Here is an 18,023-nt window from a genome sequence, read left to right as displayed (position 1 = left end):
AGGCAACAAAAAACCGATAGCAAGCTGGCAAATTGCCGCAGGCCTCCGGGTGATGAAAATCCAATGTGGGAGCGGGCTTGTTCGCGAATGCGGTGTGTCAGTCAGCTTATGAGCCAATGACACACCGCATTCGCGAGCAAGCCCGCTCCCACAGGGTTTTTGCGATCAGTTGAGGAGGGTGTTACGCAGGCTGTCGGACAAGCCTTTTGGTGCCAGCCAGATTCCCAGGTAAGCCTTGGCCAGCTCGTCATTGCGACTGCTGAACACCACCGTGCCGTTGATTTCCAGGTTCAGGCCGCGCTGAGGCTGGAAGTCCAGCGCATAACGGTCGCCGCTGCGGATGTTGCGGAAGCTTTTGTGCAATTGATCCAGTTCAGGCTTCAGGCGGGCGAGGGTGGCGGGTGTTTGCTGACGTTCGAGGGTGGCAGTGGCGGCCTTGATCACATCGTTGCGGTCGATATCGCGAAAGTAATACAGCTCCAGGCGCAGGTCTTTTTGCTGATCCAGGGCTTGTTTGGCGCTCAGGTCAGCCGGGGCGAACAATGCCGCCGCATAGACGTCTGCCCACAGGTAGGTCAGGACGGCCTGGTTTTTCAGCACCAGTTGATGAGATTGCGCCGTAAAATCAGCTTGTTTGAGGCGATCAGCCTCATTCGCCAGAACCGGGACCGAAAACATCAGCAATAAACAAATGACGACATGCTTCATAATGGCCAGTCCTGAAAAGGTGCTTGCCTACAGGTTAATTCAATAACGAGCGCCGTGTAGTAAAGGCAAAACTGGCCTACGACGCGACCAAGGGTTAATGTGCGCGACGTTGAGCGTTCTATAGACTGTGCCCCGGCTCACACACTTGAGCCACATTGATCCTTCATGACCGCTGGCCGCGGCATGATTTAGCCAGGCGTCCAACCGTGCGCCCTGGCCTGTTCTGAGGAGTACGCATGGCTGTCTACAACTACGACGTGGTGGTACTGGGTTCCGGCCCAGCTGGAGAAGGTGCGGCGATGAACGCCGCCAAAGCAGGGCGCAAGGTGGCGATGGTCGATAGCCGTCGCCAGGTCGGCGGTAACTGCACCCACCTGGGTACCATCCCGTCCAAGGCCTTGCGTCACTCGGTGCGCCAGATCATGCAGTTCAACACCAACCCGATGTTCCGGGCCATTGGTGAGCCGCGCTGGTTCTCGTTCCCGGACGTGCTCAAGAGCGCTGAAAAAGTCATTTCCAAACAGGTTGCCTCGCGTACCGGCTTCTATGCCCGTAACCGCGTCGACCTGTTCTTCGGCACCGGCAGCTTCGCCGACGAGCAAACCGTCGAAGTGGTCTGCGCCAACGGCGTGGTCGAGAAGCTGGTAGCCAAGCACATCATCATCGCCACCGGCTCGCGTCCGTATCGCCCGGCGGATATCGATTTCCACCACCCGCGTATCTACGATAGCGACACCATCCTCAGCCTGGGCCACACCCCGCGCAAACTGATCATCTACGGCGCCGGCGTGATCGGCTGTGAATACGCCTCGATCTTCAGCGGCCTGGGTGTATTGGTCGAGCTGGTGGATAACCGCGACCAGTTGCTGAGCTTCCTCGACTCGGAAATTTCCCAGGCGTTGAGTTACCACTTCAGCAACAACAACATCACCGTGCGCCACAACGAAGAGTACGAGCGGGTCGAAGGCCTGGACAACGGTGTGATCCTGCACCTGAAATCCGGCAAGAAGATCAAGGCCGACGCCTTGCTGTGGTGCAACGGCCGTACCGGCAACACCGACAAGCTGGGCATGGAAAACATCGGGGTCAAGGTCAACAGCCGTGGCCAGATCGAAGTCGACGAGAACTACCGCACCTGCGTACCGAACATCTACGGTGCCGGTGACGTGATTGGCTGGCCGAGCCTGGCCAGTGCCGCCCATGACCAGGGCCGCTCGGCCGCTGGCAGCATTGTCGACAACGGCAGCTGGCGCTACGTCAACGACGTGCCGACCGGGATCTACACGATTCCCGAGATCAGCTCGATCGGCAAGAACGAGCACGAACTGACCAAGGCCAAGGTGCCTTATGAAGTCGGCAAGGCGTTCTTCAAGAGCATGGCGCGTGCGCAGATCGCCGGTGAGCCCCAGGGCATGCTGAAGATCCTGTTCCACCGCGAGACCCTGGAAGTGCTCGGCGTGCATTGCTTCGGCTATCAGGCGTCGGAGATCGTGCACATCGGCCAGGCGATCATGAACCAGCCGGGTGAGCTGAATACCCTCAAGTATTTCGTCAACACCACGTTCAACTACCCGACCATGGCTGAAGCCTATCGGGTAGCGGCCTACGACGGCCTCAACCGGCTTTTTTGAGCGGCTCCGGCCGGTGGCCTGAGCCGGCCGGGGAGACCGATTTCAGTAATTCCCGAGGGTGGCAGTGGCCAAACCGGGAAAGTCTGTAATCAGGCTATCTACGCCGAAGTCGGCGAGCCTGCGCATCAGCGCGGGTTCGTTGACGGTCCATACGGACACGTGCAAACCCTGGCGCTGGGCTTTTTCCAGACGCTCAGGGGTGCACAACGTCCAGTTCAACGCCAGAATCTCACAGCCATAGTTGGCCGCGACCTTCAACGGGTCGAGCCAGGCGTATTCGGCTACCAGCCCGCGGGACAGGTCCGGGGTGAGGTCCAGCGCCGCTTTCAACACTTCCCGCGAGCTTGAGGTCACGGTGACCTTGTCCATCAGCCCGAAACGCTGAGCCATTTCCCGGATCGCCAGCACGGTGGTTGCCGCGCGGGTGCGCGATGCGCTTTTGACTTCCAGTTGCCAGTGGTCGAAGTCGCACTGTTCGAACAGCTCTTCCAGGCGCGGGATCGGGCAAGGGTTGACCCAGCCCGGGCCGCCTTTGCGCGCGTCCATCTTGACCAGGTCGGCGGCTGAGTACTCGACGACCTTGCCGCGCCGGTCGGTGGTGCGCTTGAGCGTCGGGTCGTGGATGACCATCAGCTCGCCGTCCATGGACAGGTGCAAATCCAGTTCGCAGCGGCGCACGCCGTGCTTGAGGCATTCCTGGAAGCTGGTCAGGGTGTTTTCCGGTGCTTCGCCTTTGGCACCGCGGTGGCCATAAATCAGGGTCACAGTTGCTCCTTTACGCCAGGGTTCCTGGCTGGATGGATGACGCGACGCGCCATTCAATGATCGTATTCAGGTGTCGGATTCGTCGCTTTTTTCCCGCGCCAGGCGCCGTTCCTGGGCCTGTTTCTGCAGGATGTAGCGCGCCAGCAACTGGCGTTGGGCATCGGTCATGGCTTCGAATTCCGTGCCGATTTCAAAGCCACCGGTCTTGGCATCGCAATGGGTAACCTTGGCTCGCAGCAACAGCCCGAGGGCTTGCGGCATCAGCACCAGCTTGACCGCCAGGTGGCTGTCGGGCTGGATCGCGGTGGGGTTCAGAAATTCGATGCCGCCTTCGGAAATGACCACGGGCTGCGGCGTACCGATTTCGCCCAGCAGGCTTTGCGCCATGATCTGGCTGAGCAAATCCATGCGTTTGTTCTGCACTTTGAGGAAGGCGGCCAGGGTGCGGTCCCGCTCGCCGATCTGGCGCAGCAAGTGCTGGGATTCAAATTCACTCAGGTGCAACTCGCTGAGCAGATTGAACAGCGGCGAATCATCCAGCAACACTTCCTTGCTCAGCGCTTCCGGGCCCGACAGTGGGGTAATTTCCAGTGCGATCATGTCCTCGATACGGTAGTATTCGCGGCGATCTTCTTCATCTAATGTCGACATGGCGAACCCAAGGCAGCGGTGATGGTCTGAGTGTAAAGCTGCTTACCTGACCCCGCCACAAGGACGTCTTCTTTTCCTCCGAACAAGCCCCGACATGTTCAGACCTCTCTTCGTATTTATTGGCACGCGTTATACCCGTGCAAAACGTCGCAATCATTTTGTGTCGTTCATTTCCCTGACCTCGATGATCGGGCTCGCCCTTGGCGTTGTCGTGATGATTGTGGTGCTGTCGGTGATGAACGGCTTCGATCATGAGATGCGCACCCGCGTGCTGGGCATGGTGCCCCACGCGACCATCGAGTCGGGTGAGCCCATCAGCGACTGGCAAAGCCTGGCCGCGAAGGTCAAGCAGAACCCCAAAGTGCTGGCGGTTGCGCCCTTCACCCAGATGCAGGGCCTGTTGACCAACGACGGCAAGGTGCAGAAAGTCCTGCTCAATGCCATCGACCCGGCGCAGGAACGCAATGTCTCGATCATCGATAACTTCATGCAGCAGGGCAAACTGGACGACTTGTCGCCCGGCAGCTTTGGCATCGCTATCGGTGACAAGGCGGCGGCCAAGCTCGGCGTGGGCATCGGCGACAAGCTGACCTTCGTCGCGCCGGAAGTCACCGTGACTCCGGCGGGCATGTTCCCGCGCATGAAGCGCTTTACCGTGGTCGGCATCTTCCATGTCGGCGCCGGTGAGATCGACGGCTACCTGGGCCTGACCAACCTGACCGACCTGGCCCGCCTGCATCGCTGGAAGCCGGACCAGGTCCAGGGCTTGCGCCTGAAATTCAACGACCTGTTCGACGCGCCGCGTACCTCGTGGGAAATCGCCCAGCACCTGGGTGAAAACCAGTACTACGCCCGCGACTGGACCCGCACCCACGGCAACCTGTACCAGGCCATCCGCATGGAAAAAGCCATGATCGGCCTGCTGTTGCTGCTGATCGTCGCCGTCGCCGCCTTCAACATCATCTCCACGCTGGTGATGGTGGTGAACGACAAGAAGGGCGACATCGCGATCCTGCGCACCCTTGGCGCCACGCCGGGGCAGATCATGGCGATCTTCATGGTCCAGGGCACGGTGATCGGCGTCGTCGGCACCTTGATCGGCACCGTGGTGGGGATTCTCGCCGCGCTGAACGTCAGCGCGGCTATCGCCGGGCTGGAAGTGTTGATCGGCCACAAATTCTTGAACTCCGACGTCTACTTCATCGACTACTTGCCGTCCCAGGTGCAGAGCCAGGACGTATTGATGGTCGGCGGCGCCGCGTTGGTCCTGAGTTTCCTTGCCACCCTGTATCCAGCCTGGCGCGCGGCACGTACCCAGCCGGCGCAGGCTTTACGTTATGAGTGAATCGGGCATGAGTGAAAAAGCAATCCTGAGCTGCCGCAACCTGGGCAAATCCTACGAGGAAGGCCCGGAGTCCGTGGTGGTGCTGTCCAACCTGCAGCTGGAACTGCACCCGGGCGAACGCGTGGCGATCGTCGGCAGTTCCGGTTCCGGTAAAAGTACCTTGCTCAACCTGTTGGGCGGCCTTGATACGCCGTCCCAGGGCAGCGTCTGGCTGGCCGGCGAAGAGTTGTCGGCCCTGGGCGAGAAGGCCCGTGGCCAGTTGCGCAACCGTTCGCTGGGTTTTGTGTACCAGTTCCACCACTTGCTGCCCGAGTTCACCGCCCTGGAAAACGTCTGCATGCCGCTGTTGATCGGCAAGACCGCGATCCCGGAAGCACGCCAGCGTGCCCAGGCGTTGTTGGAGCGCGTCGGCCTGGGCCATCGCCTGGAGCACAAGCCGGCTGAGTTGTCCGGCGGCGAGCGCCAGCGTGTGGCGATTGCCCGTGCCCTGGTCAACAACCCGGGGCTGGTGATGCTCGACGAGCCGACCGGCAACCTCGACTCCCATACCGCCCAGGGCATCAAGGACTTGATGCTGGAGTTGAGCACCCAGATGCGCACCGCGTTCCTGGTGGTGACCCATGACATGAGCATGGCCCGCCAGATGGACCGTGTGTTGCACCTGCAGGAAGGTCATCTGGTCGCCATCTGACCTGTTTCAAGCCCGGCGCCCGGCGCCGGGTTTTCTATTTTTTCAACGGTGCCCGCGAATGTTCAGACCGTTATCGATTTTCATCGGCACGCGCTATACCCGCGCCAAGCGCCGCAACCGTTTTGTTTCGTTTATCTCGATGACCTCGATGATCGGCCTCGCCCTCGGCGTGCTGGCGATGATCGTGGTGTTGTCGGTCATGAACGGTTTCCAGCGGGAAATGAGCTCACGCATCCTCGGCATGGTGCCCCACGCAACCATCGTTGGCGTGAAGCCCATCAGCGACTGGCAGCCGGTAGCAGATGCCGCGATGAAGAATCCGGAAGTCACTGCTGCTGTACCGTTCACACAGATGGACGGCATGCTCTCCTACAAGGGCGCGATGCAGCCGATCGAGATCAGTGGCGTTGATCCGGCCCAGGAAGGCAAGGTGTCGATCGTGGCCCAGCATATCGTCCAGGGTCATCTTGAAGACCTTAAACCGGGCGAGTTCGGTGTGGTCATCGGTGAGATCACCGCCCGGCGTTTCCGCCTGAACGTCGGTGACAAGCTGACCCTGATCGTGCCGGAAATCAGCAGTGCGCCCGGTGGCATCACCCCGCGTATGCAGCGTTTGAACGTGGTGGGTGTGTTCAAGGTGGGCGCGGAGCTGGATGGCTCCATGGCCCTGATCCACATGGCCGACGCCGCCGAGATACAGCATTGGGAGCCGAACCAGGTGCAAAGCGTGCGCCTGGCGGTGAAAGACTTGTATGCCGCACCCAAGGTATCGGCGGATATCGCCGCCAGCCTCGGTGCCGACTACAAGGCCGACGACTGGACCCACACCCAGGGCAGCCTGTTCAGTGCGATGAAGATGGAAAAAACCATGATCGGCCTGCTGTTGCTGATGATCGTCGCGGTGGCGGCGTTCAACATCATCGCGACCTTGATCATGGTGGTGAACGACAAGGGCGCCGACATTGCGATCCTGCGCACCATTGGCGCCACGCCGCGGCAGATCATGGCGATCTTCATGGTGCAGGGGACGGTGATCGGGATCGTCGGTACCTTGATCGGTGGCATCCTCGGCGTGATTGCGGCGCTGAACGTCAGTGAACTGGTGGGTTGGCTGGAACGGGTGACCGGGCAGCATATCTTCAGTTCGGACGTGTATTTCGTCAGCAACCTGCCTTCGCAGTTGCAGGGTGGGGATGTGTTGCTGATTTGCTCGGCGGGGTTTGTGTTGAGCTTTTTGGCGACCATCTATCCGGCGTATCGGGCTGCGAAGATTGAGCCGGCGCATGCCCTCAGGTATTCGTAATTCTTAAGACCGCCTTCGCGAGCAAGCCCGCTCCCACATTTGACCGCGTTCTTCCTGAATGCACTCGGTCAAAATGTGGGAGCGGGCTTGCTCGCGAAAGGGCCGCTACAGCTTGCATCAATACCCCTGCGGCAACTCCATCACAAACCTCGCCCATCCCGCCCCCGACTCACAGAAAATCCGCCCCCCATGGGCCCGCACAATCGACTGGGTAATCGCCAAACCCAGCCCCGCATGTTCGCTGCTCCCTTCATGACGCGCCGGATCTGCCCGGTAAAACCGGTCAAACAACCGTGGCAACAATGCGTCGGGAATGCCTTCCCCGGTGTTTTCCACACTCAGCGTCACGCCTTGCATCCCCTCGACAATCCGCACGCTGACTTCGCCACCCGGCGGGGTGAACCGCAGCGCGTTATCCAGCAGGTTGGAAATCGCCCGGCGCAACATGCTGCGGTCACCTGAAGTGCTGGCGTTGCCTTCCCGAACCAGCCGCACCTGGACGTCCTCCGCCAGCGGTGCGAAAAACTCCAGCAATGCCTCCACCTCGTCCGCCAGCACCAGGGTTTCGCGCTTGGGCACCAGCAGCCCATGGTCCGCCTTGGCCAGGTACAGCATGTCGTTGACCAACTGCGCCATCCATTGCAGTTCTTCCAGGTTGCTGTGCAGGGCTTCGCGGTAGTCTTCCAGCGCCCGTGGCTGCGTGAGGATGACTTGGGTCTGTGTCAGCAAATTCGACAGTGGCGTGCGCAGTTCATGGGCGATGTCGGCAGAAAACGCCGAAAGGCGCTGGAAGGCATCGTCCAGGCGCCCAAGCATCGCGTTGAAGGACTGGGCGAGTTCCGCCAGTTCGGCGGGCATTTGTTCCTGGGGCAGGCGTTGGGTCAGGGAGTGGGCAGAGACGCCGCTGGCGACTTCGCTCATGCGCCTCAGCGGTCGCAACCCGCTGCGGGCGGCCCAAGCGCCGAGCAGGGCGGTGGCCAGGGCGGAAAGGCCGACGGTCAGCCAGATCAGATGCTGCATGCGTTGCAGGAAGTGTTGATGGTGGGTGATGTCGAGCATCAGCGTCAGTTGTGGCGATTCGCGATTGCCAGGTACCAGGGGCACGTTATACACGCGGTAATCGGTCCCGGCATTCTGCAAACTGTGCAGGCCAGGCTCCTGCGGCAGGGCGATGCCCGGGGCGCCGTCGAACCAGCGCCGGTCGCCTGCGGTGATGCGCAAGGCCAGGTCAGGCTGGCGATTGAGTTCTTCGCGCAGCTTCCCTTCCCGCAAGGCGAATAGCTCGGGCGTGTCCGCATCCTGCAAGGTACTGCGCAGCGCTATCAGCTTGCCGTCGAGCAACTGCTGGTCCAGCTCGATAAAGTGCGCCTCGCTGGCATGGTTGAACAGCACGCCGGCCAGCAATGAAACCACGGCGGTACAGCCAGCAAACAGCAGTGCCAGGCGGCTGGCCAGGGAAATCCGTTTCATCAACTGAACCGCTCCTCAAGCACGTAGCCCATGCCGCGTACCGTATGGATCAGCTTGTTGGGAAAGTTGTCGTCGACCTTCAGGCGCAGGCGGCGGATCGCGACTTCGATGATGTTGGTATCGCTGTCGAAGTTCATGTCCCACACCTGAGAGGCAATCAGCGACTTGGGCAGTACTTCGCCCTGGCGGCGCAGCAGCAGTTCCAGCAGGGAAAACTCCTTGGCCGTCAGGTCGATGCGCTGGCCGTCGCGCTCTACCCGGCGGCGGATCAGGTCCATGCGCAGGTCGGCCAGTTGCAGGCTGGTTTCCTGGGGTGGGCTGCTGCCACGGCGCAACAGGCTGCGCACCCGGGCCAGCAGTTCGGAGAAGGCGAAGGGCTTGACCAGGTAATCGTCGGCGCCCAGTTCCAGGCCATGCACCCGGTCTTCCACGGCGTCCCGCGCGGTAAGGAACAGTACCGGCATGTCGAGCCCGGCGTTGCGTACGGCCTGGAGGATCTGCCAGCCATCGCGACCTGGCAGCATCACATCGAGGATCAACAGGTCGTAGTCACCGGTCAGCGCCAGGTGCTGGCCGCTGGTGCCGTCGGCCACCAGCTCGGTGTTGAACCCGGCCTCGGCCAGCCCCTGGCGCAAGTAGTGGCCGGTTTTCGGTTGGTCTTCGACGATCAGCAGTTTCATGGGCGGCTCATGGTTTTACGGGAACACAGACGTTATACCGCGCACATCCGGCAGCCGGCTCAAGCTGACAAAGTTGTAATCTGGCCGTCAGCTGGCTGGCAGCGGCGCGTTCGTAAAGTGTCCCACAGACTGATTCCGAACCTTTGGAGTGTGAGCATGTTTTTACGTAAATCCTGGTTGTTGGCGGGCTGCCTGATGGCGCTGAGTCTTCCGGCGCTGGCTTCCCCGGCTGAAACCTTCGCCTTCGGTGAGGCTGCGCCCGCCGCCAAGGCCACGCGCACGGTGGAAGTGGTGCTGCAGGACATTTCCTTTTCGCCCAAGGCCATCGATGTAAAAGCCGGTGAGACCGTGCGCTTTGTGCTGGTCAACAAAGGCCAGTTGCTTCATGAATTCAACCTTGGCGATGCCGCCATGCACGCAGTGCATCAGAAAGAGATGCTGCAGATGCAGGCCAGCGGCATGCTGACGGCGACCGGCATGGGCAAAATGGACCACAGTGCGATGGGGCATGGTGATATGGCAGGCATGAAGCACGACGACCCCAACAGCGTGTTGGTAGAGCCCGGCAAGACCGCCGAGCTGACCTGGACCTTCACCAAGGCCACCGGCTTGGAGTTTGCCTGCAACATTCCGGGGCATTACCAGGCGGGCATGGTCGGCAAGCTGACCGTCAGCCAGTAAGCCATTGACGGGCAAAGGCGGGTAGAATGGCGGCGTTTATTTAGCCAGGTTTCCGCCATGCATCCCGCAGCCGAACATTCGCCGCTGGGCAAGTCCAGTGAATACATCTCCACCTACACCCCGTCGTTGCTGTTCCCGATTCCTCGCGCCGCCAAGTGGGCCGAGCTGGGCCTGAGTGCCGAGACCCTGCCGTATAAAGGCGTGGATTTCTGGAACTGCTTCGAACTGTCCTGGCTGCTGCCATCCGGCAAACCCGTGGTGGCCATCGGTGAATTCAGTATCCCGGCCGACTCGCCGAACATCATCGAGTCGAAGTCGTTCAAGTTGTACCTCAACTCGCTGAACCAAACCGCGTTTGCCGATGTGCAAAGCCTTGAAGCGACTTTGCGCACCGACCTGAGTGCAGCGGCCGGCAAGCCGGTTGGTGTGCGCATCCGCAGCCTGGGCGAGGTTGAAGCCGAAGGCGTGGTCGCGTTGCCGGGTGTGTGCATTGATGACCTGGACATTACCGTCAGCAACTACGAGTACCCGCGCCCGGAACTGTTGCGTTGCGACGATTCGCGCGTGGTGGAGGAGAGCGTCCACAGTCATCTGCTCAAGTCCAACTGCCCGGTGACCAGCCAGCCTGACTGGGGCAGTGTGGCGGTGGAGTACCGCGGCGCGGCGCTGGATCATGCCAGCCTGCTGGAATACCTGGTGAGCTTCCGCCAGCACTCGGACTTCCATGAACAGTGCGTGGAGCGGATCTTTCTCGACCTGCAGCGCTTGCTCAAGCCGGAGAAACTGACGGTGTATGCGCGCTATGTGCGGCGTGGCGGGCTGGATATCAACCCGTATCGCAGTACTGAAGAGCAGCAGTTCCAGAACCTGCGCCTGGCTCGACAGTAGCCTTCACACAAAATAAATGTGGGAGCGGGCTTGCTCGCGAAAGCGGTGTATCAGCCAGCTTATGTATCAGCTGACGGACCGCATTCGCGAGCAAGCCCGCTCCCACATTTGATAGGTGTCCGACTATTAGATCCCGATGTTACCCAGGGTCACCACAATATTGCGCAAGGTCCCGGCAATGCCCGGGTGCTCCAGTTCGAAGCGTTCTACGGCCAGGTTCACACCGTCGGCGATGCTTGGATCCTGAATGGCACCTTCCAGTGGCTCCTGAACTTCCAGTTCAGCAATCAAATCTCGCAGCTCTTCGCGCTGTTCGAGGGGCATTTCTGGATTCTGATCCAATTGCTCGCGCAAAGTTTTGACCTGTTCTTGCAGTTGTTCGCGGGCAGGCATGGCGTTCTTCCTTTTATCGATAGGCACTGACATAGACCGCGGCACGCCGGGAAAGGTCTATGGGCTGACCTGTAGATTAATCCACTGGCGCCTACTGTGCATGATCTCGATCAGGGCTTCTCGCCTTTGAGCTGGCGCAGGCTGATGTCGGCCAGGCAGGTCTGCAGTTCGCCCAGGTGGTCAATCACCGAATGCACGCCCAGGCCATAGAGCGCGACAGTGGCTTTTGCGCGCTTATGCTCGCGTTCCTTCTCGCTGAGTGCTTGCCATTGCTGCGGCGAAAGCCCGCACAATGAGCCACAGGATGCCAGGCCAATGGTCCACAGCCCGGCATTGAGCCCCGATTGCAGCAGGCGTGGCTCGCCGCTGACCAGGACGCAGCCTTCCAGGCGTTCGATATTCAGTTCCATCAGGGCCTGCCAGCAGGCGTGAGGCGCCGGCCAGCGGGTGGAGGAGGGCTTGGCAGCCTTGATCCAGCGGGGTAGCCCGGCGGCCAGCGGTGTGGAAACCGACGCCGGCAACTCGTCCAGCCATGCACAAGGGACGCGCTGTTCTTCGAGGCTGCGCAGGATCTTCAGAGCGCCGACAGTGGCATGGGTATCGCTGGAAGGCGCGGAATCGGCGCGGGCCTGGGAACCAAAGTCCACCAGGCAGCCACTAAGCCCGAACAGTACGGCCGTCAAGGACGGGGTGCTGGCACTAACAATCTCGGCGTGTGGCATTTCGACGTCCCTGAAATAGCAGTGACGCTACCGGACTTGGGTGACAAGCAAGTTACACCCGCAGCAATTGTAGGAATTTTGTGCATTTGCTGAATGACATTTCTGCAAGGCTGCCTAATCTGACACTTCCGTCATATACTGACGGCCTCATTCAGGGCATAGCGCCCATGACAGACCATTCAAGGAGTTCAAGCTATGCGCTGGAGCCAATGTCTAGCTCAGCTGTCCGTATGTGCGAGTATTTTGCTGGTTCCTTTCGTAGCCCAGGCGGCCTCGGAAGATGATCCATGGGAAAGCGTCAACCGCCCGATCTTCACCTTCAACGATACCGTTGATACCTATGCCCTCAAGCCATTGGCTCAAGGCTATCAGTTCGTGACCCCGCAGTTCGTGCAGGACGGGATCCACAACTTCTTCCGCAACATCGGCGACGTCGGCAACTTTGCCAACGACGTGCTGCAACTCAAGCCCCACGCTGCAGGCGTCGACACTGCCCGCTTGCTGATGAACACCACGTTCGGCGTGCTGGGTTTCGTTGATGTCGGCACCAAAATGGGGCTGCAACGCAACGACGAAGACTTCGGCCAGACTCTCGGCTACTGGGGCGTCGACAGCGGTCCTTACGTGATGCTGCCACTGCTGGGCCCAAGCACCCTGCGTGACGCGCCGTCCAAATACGTGGACAGCTACACCCAGCCATACCGCTACATGAACGATATCGGCTGGCGCAACAGCACCTTCGGCCTGAATATCGTCGACACGCGTGCCAGCCTGCTGTCCTCCGAGAAGCTGATCAGCGGCGACAAATACACCTTCATCCGCAACGCCTACTTGCAGAACCGCGAGTTCAAGGTCAAGGATGGCAAGGTTGTAGACGACTTTTAAGCCCCAGGCTTGAAAGAAGAAGGCGGCCCTCGGGTCGCCTTTTTTGTGGGCGGCATTCGAGGTTTATCCGTGGGTTACGTGCTTACTTTAAGTCGCGGTTTTATGCGTTCTTATAACTAGTGGTGATTTGCGATGTAAAGACGCCCGGCGACCATCGCCGTGAGCTTGAAACCCCTGGCGGATGGGAGTACCGTCTGCGCCTTAGAAGGGCACCTCTGCTTTACCTTTGTGCGTCGGCAATAACTCGGCGTTTTGTAGGACAGAGAGGCTAGAAAGCGAATCCAGTAGTAAGCCCGGCCATTGTCGAGCTGCCTACGCCAACCTAATTCTGGCGCCGTTTGCCCACATGCAGAAAACCAGTGCCACGCTGCTGATAATCGATGACGACGAAGTAGTGCGCGCGAGTCTTGCGGCCTATTTGGAAGACAGTGGCTTCAGCGTCCTGCAGGCCAGCAACGGCCTCCAGGGTCTCCAGGTATTCGAGCGCGACAAGCCCGACCTTGTGATCTGCGACCTGCGCATGCCCCAGGTGGGCGGCCTTGAGCTGATCCGCCAGGTGACCGACATCGCCCCGCAGACGCCGGTGATTGTCGTGTCCGGTGCCGGCGTGATGAACGATGCCGTCGAGGCCTTGCGCCTCGGCGCCGCCGACTACCTGATCAAGCCCCTGGAAGACCTGGCTGTGCTGGAGCACTCGGTGCGTCGTGCCCTGGATCGTGCACGGCTGCTGCTGGAAAACCAGCGTTACCGTGAAAAGCTCGAAACCGCCAACCGCGAACTCGAAGCCAGCCTGAACCTGCTCCAGGAAGACCAGAACGCCGGTCGCCAGGTGCAGATGAACATGCTGCCGGTGAGCCCGTGGAGCATCGACGAGTTCAAGTTTGCCCACCAGATCATCCCGTCGCTGTACCTGTCGGGTGATTTCGTCGACTACTTCCGCGTTGATGAGCGGCGTGTCGCGTTCTACCTGGCCGACGTTTCCGGCCACGGCGCCTCCTCTGCATTCGTGACCGTGTTGTTGAAGTTCATGACTACACGGCTGTTGTTCGAGTCCAAGCGCAATGGCACCTTGCCGGAGTTCACCCCTTCGCAAGTGCTGGGCCACATCAACCGGGGCCTGATCAGCTGCAAGCTGGGCAAGCACGTGACGATGGTCGGCGGCGTGATTGATGAAGAAACAGGTCTTTTGACCTATAGCATTGGCGGTCACCTGCCATTGCCGGTTTTATACACTCCAGACAGTGTGCGCTACCTGGAAGGGCGTGGTTTGCCGGTTGGCTTGTTCAATGAAGCCACCTACGAAGACCACATCCTGGAATTGCCGCCGACGTTCAGCCTGACGCTGATGTCCGACGGTATCCTGGACCTTTTGCCAGAGCCTACACTCAAAGAGAAAGAAGCCGCCTTGCCCCAACGGGTCAGGTCGGCGGGCGGCAGCCTGGATGGCCTGCGGCAGGTTTTTGGATTGGCCACGCTAGGGGAGATGCCGGATGATATCGCCCTATTGGTGTTGAGCAGGAATCTTTGATGAGTACCGGAAGAATCCAATTCGCCGAGCAAGACGGGACTTTTGTCCTGAAGTTTGTCGGTGAAGTGCGCCTGACCTTGTGTTCGGCGCTGGATGCGACGATTGAGCGGATCTTCACTGCCTTGAATTTCTCGGCGATCGTGATCGATCTGACCGAAACCCGCAGCATCGATAGCACCACCCTTGGGCTGTTGGCCAAGTTGTCCATTCTGTCTCGGCAGAAGGTCGGACTGCTGCCGACCGTCGTCACCACCCACGAAGACATCACCCGTCTGTTGCAGTCCATGGGCTTCGATCAAGTGTTCAACATCGTTGACCGCCCGATCCCGTGCCCGGAATGCCTGACCGACCTGCCGTCCCAGGACCAGTCCGAGGAAGTGGTACGGGTCAAGGTACTGGAAGCCCACAAGATCCTGATGGGCTTGAACGACTCCAACCGCGAGGCGTTCCACGACCTGGTGAATGCGCTGGAGCGGCACTAATTTCCAGCTGAAACACTGTCAAAGTGTGGGAGGGGGCTGGCTCCCGAAAGCGGCGGTTCAGTAGTGAATGTAGCGACTGACGCCCTGTATTCGGGAGCAAGCCCCCTCCCACATTTTTAACTGAGTTCGGCTCGAAATCGGCTAATACAAAAAAAGGGCGGCACCCTCACAGGTGCCGCCCTTTTTGTCGCCGCCGTTTTTAGAGCTTGGCGGTCAACAGCGCTTCGAGTTTTTCCTGGTCGCGGGCGAACTGACGAATGCCCTCGGCCAGTTTCTCGGTGGCCATTGCATCTTCGTTGGATTCCCAACGGAACTGCGCTTCGGTCAGGTGCACACGAGCTTCGCCCGCATGGCCTGGCGACAATTTGCGTTCCAGCTTGCCGTTGTCGGCTGCGAGTTTTTCCAGCAGGTCCGGGCTGATGGTCAGGCGGTCACAACCAGCCAGCTCTTCGATCTGGCTCAAGTTACGGAAGCTTGCACCCATTACCACGGTCTTGTAGCCATTGGCCTTGTAGTAGTTGTAGATGCGCGTCACCGACTGCACGCCCGGATCCTCGGAGCCGGTGTAATCGTTACCGTTGGCCTTCTTGTACCAGTCGTAGATACGGCCCACGAACGGCGAAATCAGGAACACGCCGGCTTCGGCGCAAGCCACGGCCTGGGCGAAGGAGAACAGCAGCGTCAGGTTGGTCTGGATGCCTTCCTTTTCCAGCTGCTCGGCGGCGCGGATGCCTTCCCAGGTGGAAGCGATCTTGATCAGCACGCGGTCACGGCCAATGCCGGCCTTGTCGTACAGGTCGATCAGGCGATGGGCGCGCTTGAGGACGGCGTCAGTGTCGAACGACAGACGGGCATCCACCTCGGTGGAAATGCGGCCGGGCACCACTTTCAGGATTTCCTGGCCGACGGCTACCGCAAAACGGTCGCTGGCCAGGCCTACATCGCCGTTGCAGTCGGCAACAGCCTCATCCAGCAGCTTGGCATAGCCTGGGATCGACGCGGCCTTGAGCAGCAGGGAAGGGTTGGTAGTGGCGTCTTGTGGCTTGAGCTTGGCGAGGGTAGAAAAATCGCCGGTATCGGCTACTACAGTGGTGAATTGCTTGAGTTGTTCCAGCTTGGAAGTCATGGGCGTGCTCTGTCCTGTGGGTCTGATGACATTACCCGAGCGCTGACAGCCGCTCAAGGGCGCAAATGCATTCGATCGTTTGCGAGGGCAACAACCTGAAAACAGCCGTTTGAATCACCGGCCAATGCTCAATAGGAGGCCAAAACAGCCAGCAGGTTCAACCCAACTGCCCGATGACCACCCGATCAAACGGTGGGAGCAGCCTTGCCCCATCTTCCTGACATCCCCCCCCATCCAAATGTGGGAGCGGGCTTGCTCGCGAAGGCGTCGTGTCAGCCACCCAATAAACCCACTGACACCCAAATCACCGCCCCTCCAACAACTCCCCGGCCATATCCAGCAACGCCAGCGGATCACTGGCCTTATGAATATCCACCGACAACAACTGCCGAAACTTCCGCGCCCCCGGGAAACCCGTCCCCAGCCCCAGCGCGTGGCGCGTGATGTGATGCATCGAGCCACCTGTCGCCAGGTGTTCGGCAATATAAGGACGCAACTGCGCCAACGCCTCGGCGCGGGTGATCACAGGTGTCGTGCTGCCAAACAGCTGCTGATCCACCTCGGCCAGCAAATACGGATTGTGATAAGCCTCGCGGCCCAGCATCACGCCATCGAAGGTCTGCAGATGCTCCTGGCACTGTTCGAGGGTCTTGATGCCGCCGTTGAGGATGATCTCCAGTTCAGGGAAATCCTGCTTCAACTGGGCGGCAACGTCGTAGCGCAAGGGCGGGATGTCCCGATTTTCCTTCGGTGACAGCCCTTCCAGAATGGCGATTCGCGCATGCACGGTAAAACTGGTGCAGCCCGCGTCCTTCACTTGGCCAACGAAATCGCACAGCTCGGCGTAACTGTCCCGGCCGTTGATGCCGATGCGGTGCTTAACCGTTACCGGGATCGAGACGGCGTCCTGCATTGCCTTAACGCAATCCGCCACCAACGCAGGGTGTGCCATCAGGATCGCGCCAATCATGTTGTTTTGCACCCGGTCGCTGGGGCAGCCGACGTTGAGGTTCACCTCGTCGTAGCCGGCGTCCTGGGCCATGCGGGCGCAGGCGGCCAGGTCGGCGGGGACGCTACCGCCCAACTGCAGGGCGAGTGGATGCTCGGCCTCGTTATGGCGCAGGAAACGTTCGTGGTCGCCGTGGAGGATTGCGCCGGTGGTGACCATCTCGGTGTAGAGGAGGGCGTTTTTGGACAGCAGGCGCAGGAAGAAGCGGCAGTGTCTGTCCGTCCAATCCATCATCGGAGCAACGGAGAAGCGACGGGAGAACGATGGCGTTGGTGCTATAGGTGAGGACATTAGGATCTGAGATGGATAAGGCGAAGGGCGTACAGTTTAACAGGAATGGGCGTGGTGCCGTGGTGGTCAGTGCCAGAGCTCCAGCCACCCTGGCACGGTTTTCAGCTTATTTCTTCTTTTTGTCGGGCGCCTGAGTCAGCGCCGAAGCCGCCACAGATTTCACATCCGGCGGAGTGGTGGGATCCGCCAGCAGCTTGGCTGCTTTTGAAGCGACGCTTTCACTGGTTTTTTCGTCTTTAGCCATTATTGAGCTTCCCTCTACGTAGGCCGCAGGCTCATCTGAATTGATGCCTGGTCGGCTTTAATATGTAGGGGCTAACCGTTGATATCGCCAATCAGAATATGTGCCGGGATAATTCGTCGCCAAAACGACATCAACCTGAACCGATCCTGTCCTACGGCAAAGTTTCATAATTCTCACCGGCATTGAGGCCTACGCTCAGCCCATAAGCCCAAAGGGAACTGAAAAAATGATCTCCAACCTCGTCAAAGTCGTGATGGTCGCAGGCACGTTGCTCTTGGCCGCTTGTTCGTCGGGTTCATCGGGCATGAGTAGCGACCTGAGCAGCGACCCTTGTTATTCAGGGGGATGCCAAGCCTTTGGCGACCACAGCCCCAGCAAGGCCGCCAAGATGAATTTTGGGGGCAACGCGCTGGGGAGCAGTTACGGGGAGTATGGTTCGGGGTTGATGCATGATGACTGACTGAGCGGGTGGGGCAGTCATTTACTCAGTGACTGACCCACCGCTTTCGCGAGCAAGCCCGCTCCCACAT

20 protein-coding genes are annotated in these 18,023 nt (G+C 59.9%); 10 read left to right on the top strand and 10 right to left on the bottom strand.

From position 1 onward, the window contains the following. Positions 1-165: 165 nt before the first annotated feature. A complete protein-coding gene (locus HX824_RS03260) occupies positions 166-708 on the bottom strand; it encodes a chalcone isomerase family protein (RefSeq protein WP_177040093.1) in 543 nt (180 codons plus the stop codon). A gap of 236 nt (positions 709-944) precedes the next feature. Between HX824_RS03260 and sthA the strand changes: the two genes are divergently transcribed. Beyond that, positions 945-2,339 carry a Si-specific NAD(P)(+) transhydrogenase gene (gene sthA, locus HX824_RS03255; protein WP_003218947.1) on the top strand — a complete coding sequence of 465 codons (1,395 nt, stop codon included), beginning with the start codon at positions 945-947 and terminating at the stop codon, positions 2,337-2,339. Positions 2,340-2,381: 42 nt separating this feature from the next. Here sthA and HX824_RS03250 read toward each other — a convergent pair whose 3' ends face one another. Together HX824_RS03250 and HX824_RS03245 are read right to left on the bottom strand one after the other, a co-directional pair. Beyond that, a complete protein-coding gene (locus HX824_RS03250) occupies positions 2,382-3,104 on the bottom strand; it encodes a glycerophosphodiester phosphodiesterase family protein (protein WP_003218946.1) in 723 nt (240 codons plus the stop codon). A gap of 66 nt (positions 3,105-3,170) precedes the next feature. After that, the gene (locus HX824_RS03245) at positions 3,171-3,755 is read right to left on the bottom strand and encodes a PilZ domain-containing protein (RefSeq protein ID WP_003218944.1); all 585 of its coding nucleotides are present in this window, start codon (positions 3,753-3,755) and stop codon (positions 3,171-3,173) included. A 94-nt stretch (positions 3,756-3,849) separates the two neighbouring features. Between HX824_RS03245 and HX824_RS03240 the strand changes: the two genes are divergently transcribed. Genes HX824_RS03240 through HX824_RS03230 form a run of 3 tightly spaced genes read left to right on the top strand, consistent with a single transcriptional unit; the run spans position 3,850 to position 7,094 of the window. Continuing rightward, the gene (locus HX824_RS03240) at positions 3,850-5,100 is read left to right on the top strand and encodes a lipoprotein-releasing ABC transporter permease subunit (RefSeq protein WP_003218943.1); all 1,251 of its coding nucleotides are present in this window, start codon (positions 3,850-3,852) and stop codon (positions 5,098-5,100) included. 7 nt (positions 5,101-5,107) lie between these two features. Beyond that, positions 5,108-5,791, top strand: a complete 684-nt coding sequence (gene lolD, locus HX824_RS03235; RefSeq protein ID WP_003218941.1) for a lipoprotein-releasing ABC transporter ATP-binding protein LolD — start codon at positions 5,108-5,110, stop codon at positions 5,789-5,791. Positions 5,792-5,849: 58 nt separating this feature from the next. Then, entirely contained in the window at positions 5,850-7,094 is a 1,245-nt protein-coding gene (locus HX824_RS03230) for a lipoprotein-releasing ABC transporter permease subunit (protein ID WP_003218940.1), read from the top strand. Between the two features lie 117 nt (positions 7,095-7,211). Here HX824_RS03230 and HX824_RS03225 read toward each other — a convergent pair whose 3' ends face one another. Beyond that, the gene (locus HX824_RS03225) at positions 7,212-8,564 is read right to left on the bottom strand and encodes a heavy metal sensor histidine kinase (protein ID WP_177054128.1); all 1,353 of its coding nucleotides are present in this window, start codon (positions 8,562-8,564) and stop codon (positions 7,212-7,214) included. Next, positions 8,564-9,244 carry a heavy metal response regulator transcription factor gene (locus HX824_RS03220; protein ID WP_003218936.1) on the bottom strand — a complete coding sequence of 227 codons (681 nt, stop codon included), beginning with the start codon at positions 9,242-9,244 and terminating at the stop codon, positions 8,564-8,566. Before HX824_RS03220 ends, HX824_RS03225 begins: the two co-directional genes overlap by 1 nt. A 156-nt stretch (positions 9,245-9,400) precedes the next feature. On the opposite strand from HX824_RS03220, the gene HX824_RS03215 reads away from it, so the two are divergent. Both HX824_RS03215 and queF read left to right on the top strand, forming a co-directional pair. After that, positions 9,401-9,925: a plastocyanin/azurin family copper-binding protein gene (locus HX824_RS03215; RefSeq protein ID WP_177054127.1), complete on the top strand. Its 525-nt coding sequence runs from the start codon at positions 9,401-9,403 to the stop codon at positions 9,923-9,925. A 57-nt stretch (positions 9,926-9,982) separates the two neighbouring features. Beyond that, complete coding sequence (gene queF, locus HX824_RS03210) at positions 9,983-10,813, top strand: NADPH-dependent 7-cyano-7-deazaguanine reductase QueF (protein WP_177054126.1); 831 nt, start codon at positions 9,983-9,985, stop codon at positions 10,811-10,813. A gap of 126 nt (positions 10,814-10,939) precedes the next feature. Here queF and HX824_RS03205 read toward each other — a convergent pair whose 3' ends face one another. Then, positions 10,940-11,206 carry a DUF4404 family protein gene (locus HX824_RS03205; protein WP_177054125.1) on the bottom strand — a complete coding sequence of 89 codons (267 nt, stop codon included), beginning with the start codon at positions 11,204-11,206 and terminating at the stop codon, positions 10,940-10,942. Positions 11,207-11,316: 110 nt separating this feature from the next. After that, complete coding sequence (locus HX824_RS03200) at positions 11,317-11,928, bottom strand: hypothetical protein (RefSeq protein WP_003218927.1); 612 nt, start codon at positions 11,926-11,928, stop codon at positions 11,317-11,319. Positions 11,929-12,123: 195 nt separating this feature from the next. On the opposite strand from HX824_RS03200, the gene HX824_RS03195 reads away from it, so the two are divergent. The 3 genes from HX824_RS03195 (at position 12,124) to rssC (ending at position 14,823) form a co-directional block, all read left to right on the top strand. Continuing rightward, a complete protein-coding gene (locus HX824_RS03195) occupies positions 12,124-12,813 on the top strand; it encodes a VacJ family lipoprotein (protein WP_008437615.1) in 690 nt (229 codons plus the stop codon). A 346-nt stretch (positions 12,814-13,159) separates the two neighbouring features. Next, complete coding sequence (gene rssB / locus HX824_RS03190) at positions 13,160-14,341, top strand: two-component system response regulator RssB (RefSeq protein ID WP_003218921.1); 1,182 nt, start codon at positions 13,160-13,162, stop codon at positions 14,339-14,341. After that, entirely contained in the window at positions 14,341-14,823 is a 483-nt protein-coding gene (gene rssC / locus HX824_RS03185) for an anti-sigma factor antagonist RssC (RefSeq protein WP_003218919.1), read from the top strand. Before rssB ends, rssC begins: the two co-directional genes overlap by 1 nt. Before the next feature lie 199 nt (positions 14,824-15,022). On the opposite strand, the gene tal is transcribed toward rssC, so the two are convergent. The 3 genes from tal to HX824_RS03170 all read right to left on the bottom strand — a co-directional run bounded on the left by tal (position 15,023) and on the right by HX824_RS03170 (position 17,493). Then, complete coding sequence (gene tal / locus HX824_RS03180) at positions 15,023-15,949, bottom strand: transaldolase (RefSeq protein ID WP_008437618.1); 927 nt, start codon at positions 15,947-15,949, stop codon at positions 15,023-15,025. A gap of 304 nt (positions 15,950-16,253) precedes the next feature. After that, positions 16,254-17,249 (bottom strand): tRNA dihydrouridine(20/20a) synthase DusA, encoded by a 996-nt coding sequence (gene dusA / locus HX824_RS03175; RefSeq protein ID WP_177054124.1) that lies wholly within the window; start codon positions 17,247-17,249, stop codon positions 16,254-16,256. A gap of 106 nt (positions 17,250-17,355) precedes the next feature. Next, the gene (locus HX824_RS03170; RefSeq protein ID WP_167410166.1) at positions 17,356-17,493 is read right to left on the bottom strand and encodes a hypothetical protein; all 138 of its coding nucleotides are present in this window, start codon (positions 17,491-17,493) and stop codon (positions 17,356-17,358) included. 226 nt (positions 17,494-17,719) lie between these two features. On the opposite strand from HX824_RS03170, the gene HX824_RS03165 reads away from it, so the two are divergent. Next, on the top strand, positions 17,720-17,953 hold the full coding sequence (locus HX824_RS03165) for a hypothetical protein (protein WP_003218911.1): 234 nt from the start codon (positions 17,720-17,722) through the stop codon (positions 17,951-17,953). The last annotated feature ends 70 nt before the right edge of the window (positions 17,954-18,023 follow it).

The organism is Pseudomonas sp. D4002, assembly GCF_013385665.1.
Classification (GTDB): domain Bacteria; phylum Pseudomonadota; class Gammaproteobacteria; order Pseudomonadales; family Pseudomonadaceae; genus Aquipseudomonas.
The sequence above is the reverse complement of the archived record's forward strand: the minus strand, read 5'-3'. Positions and strand labels throughout refer to the sequence as shown.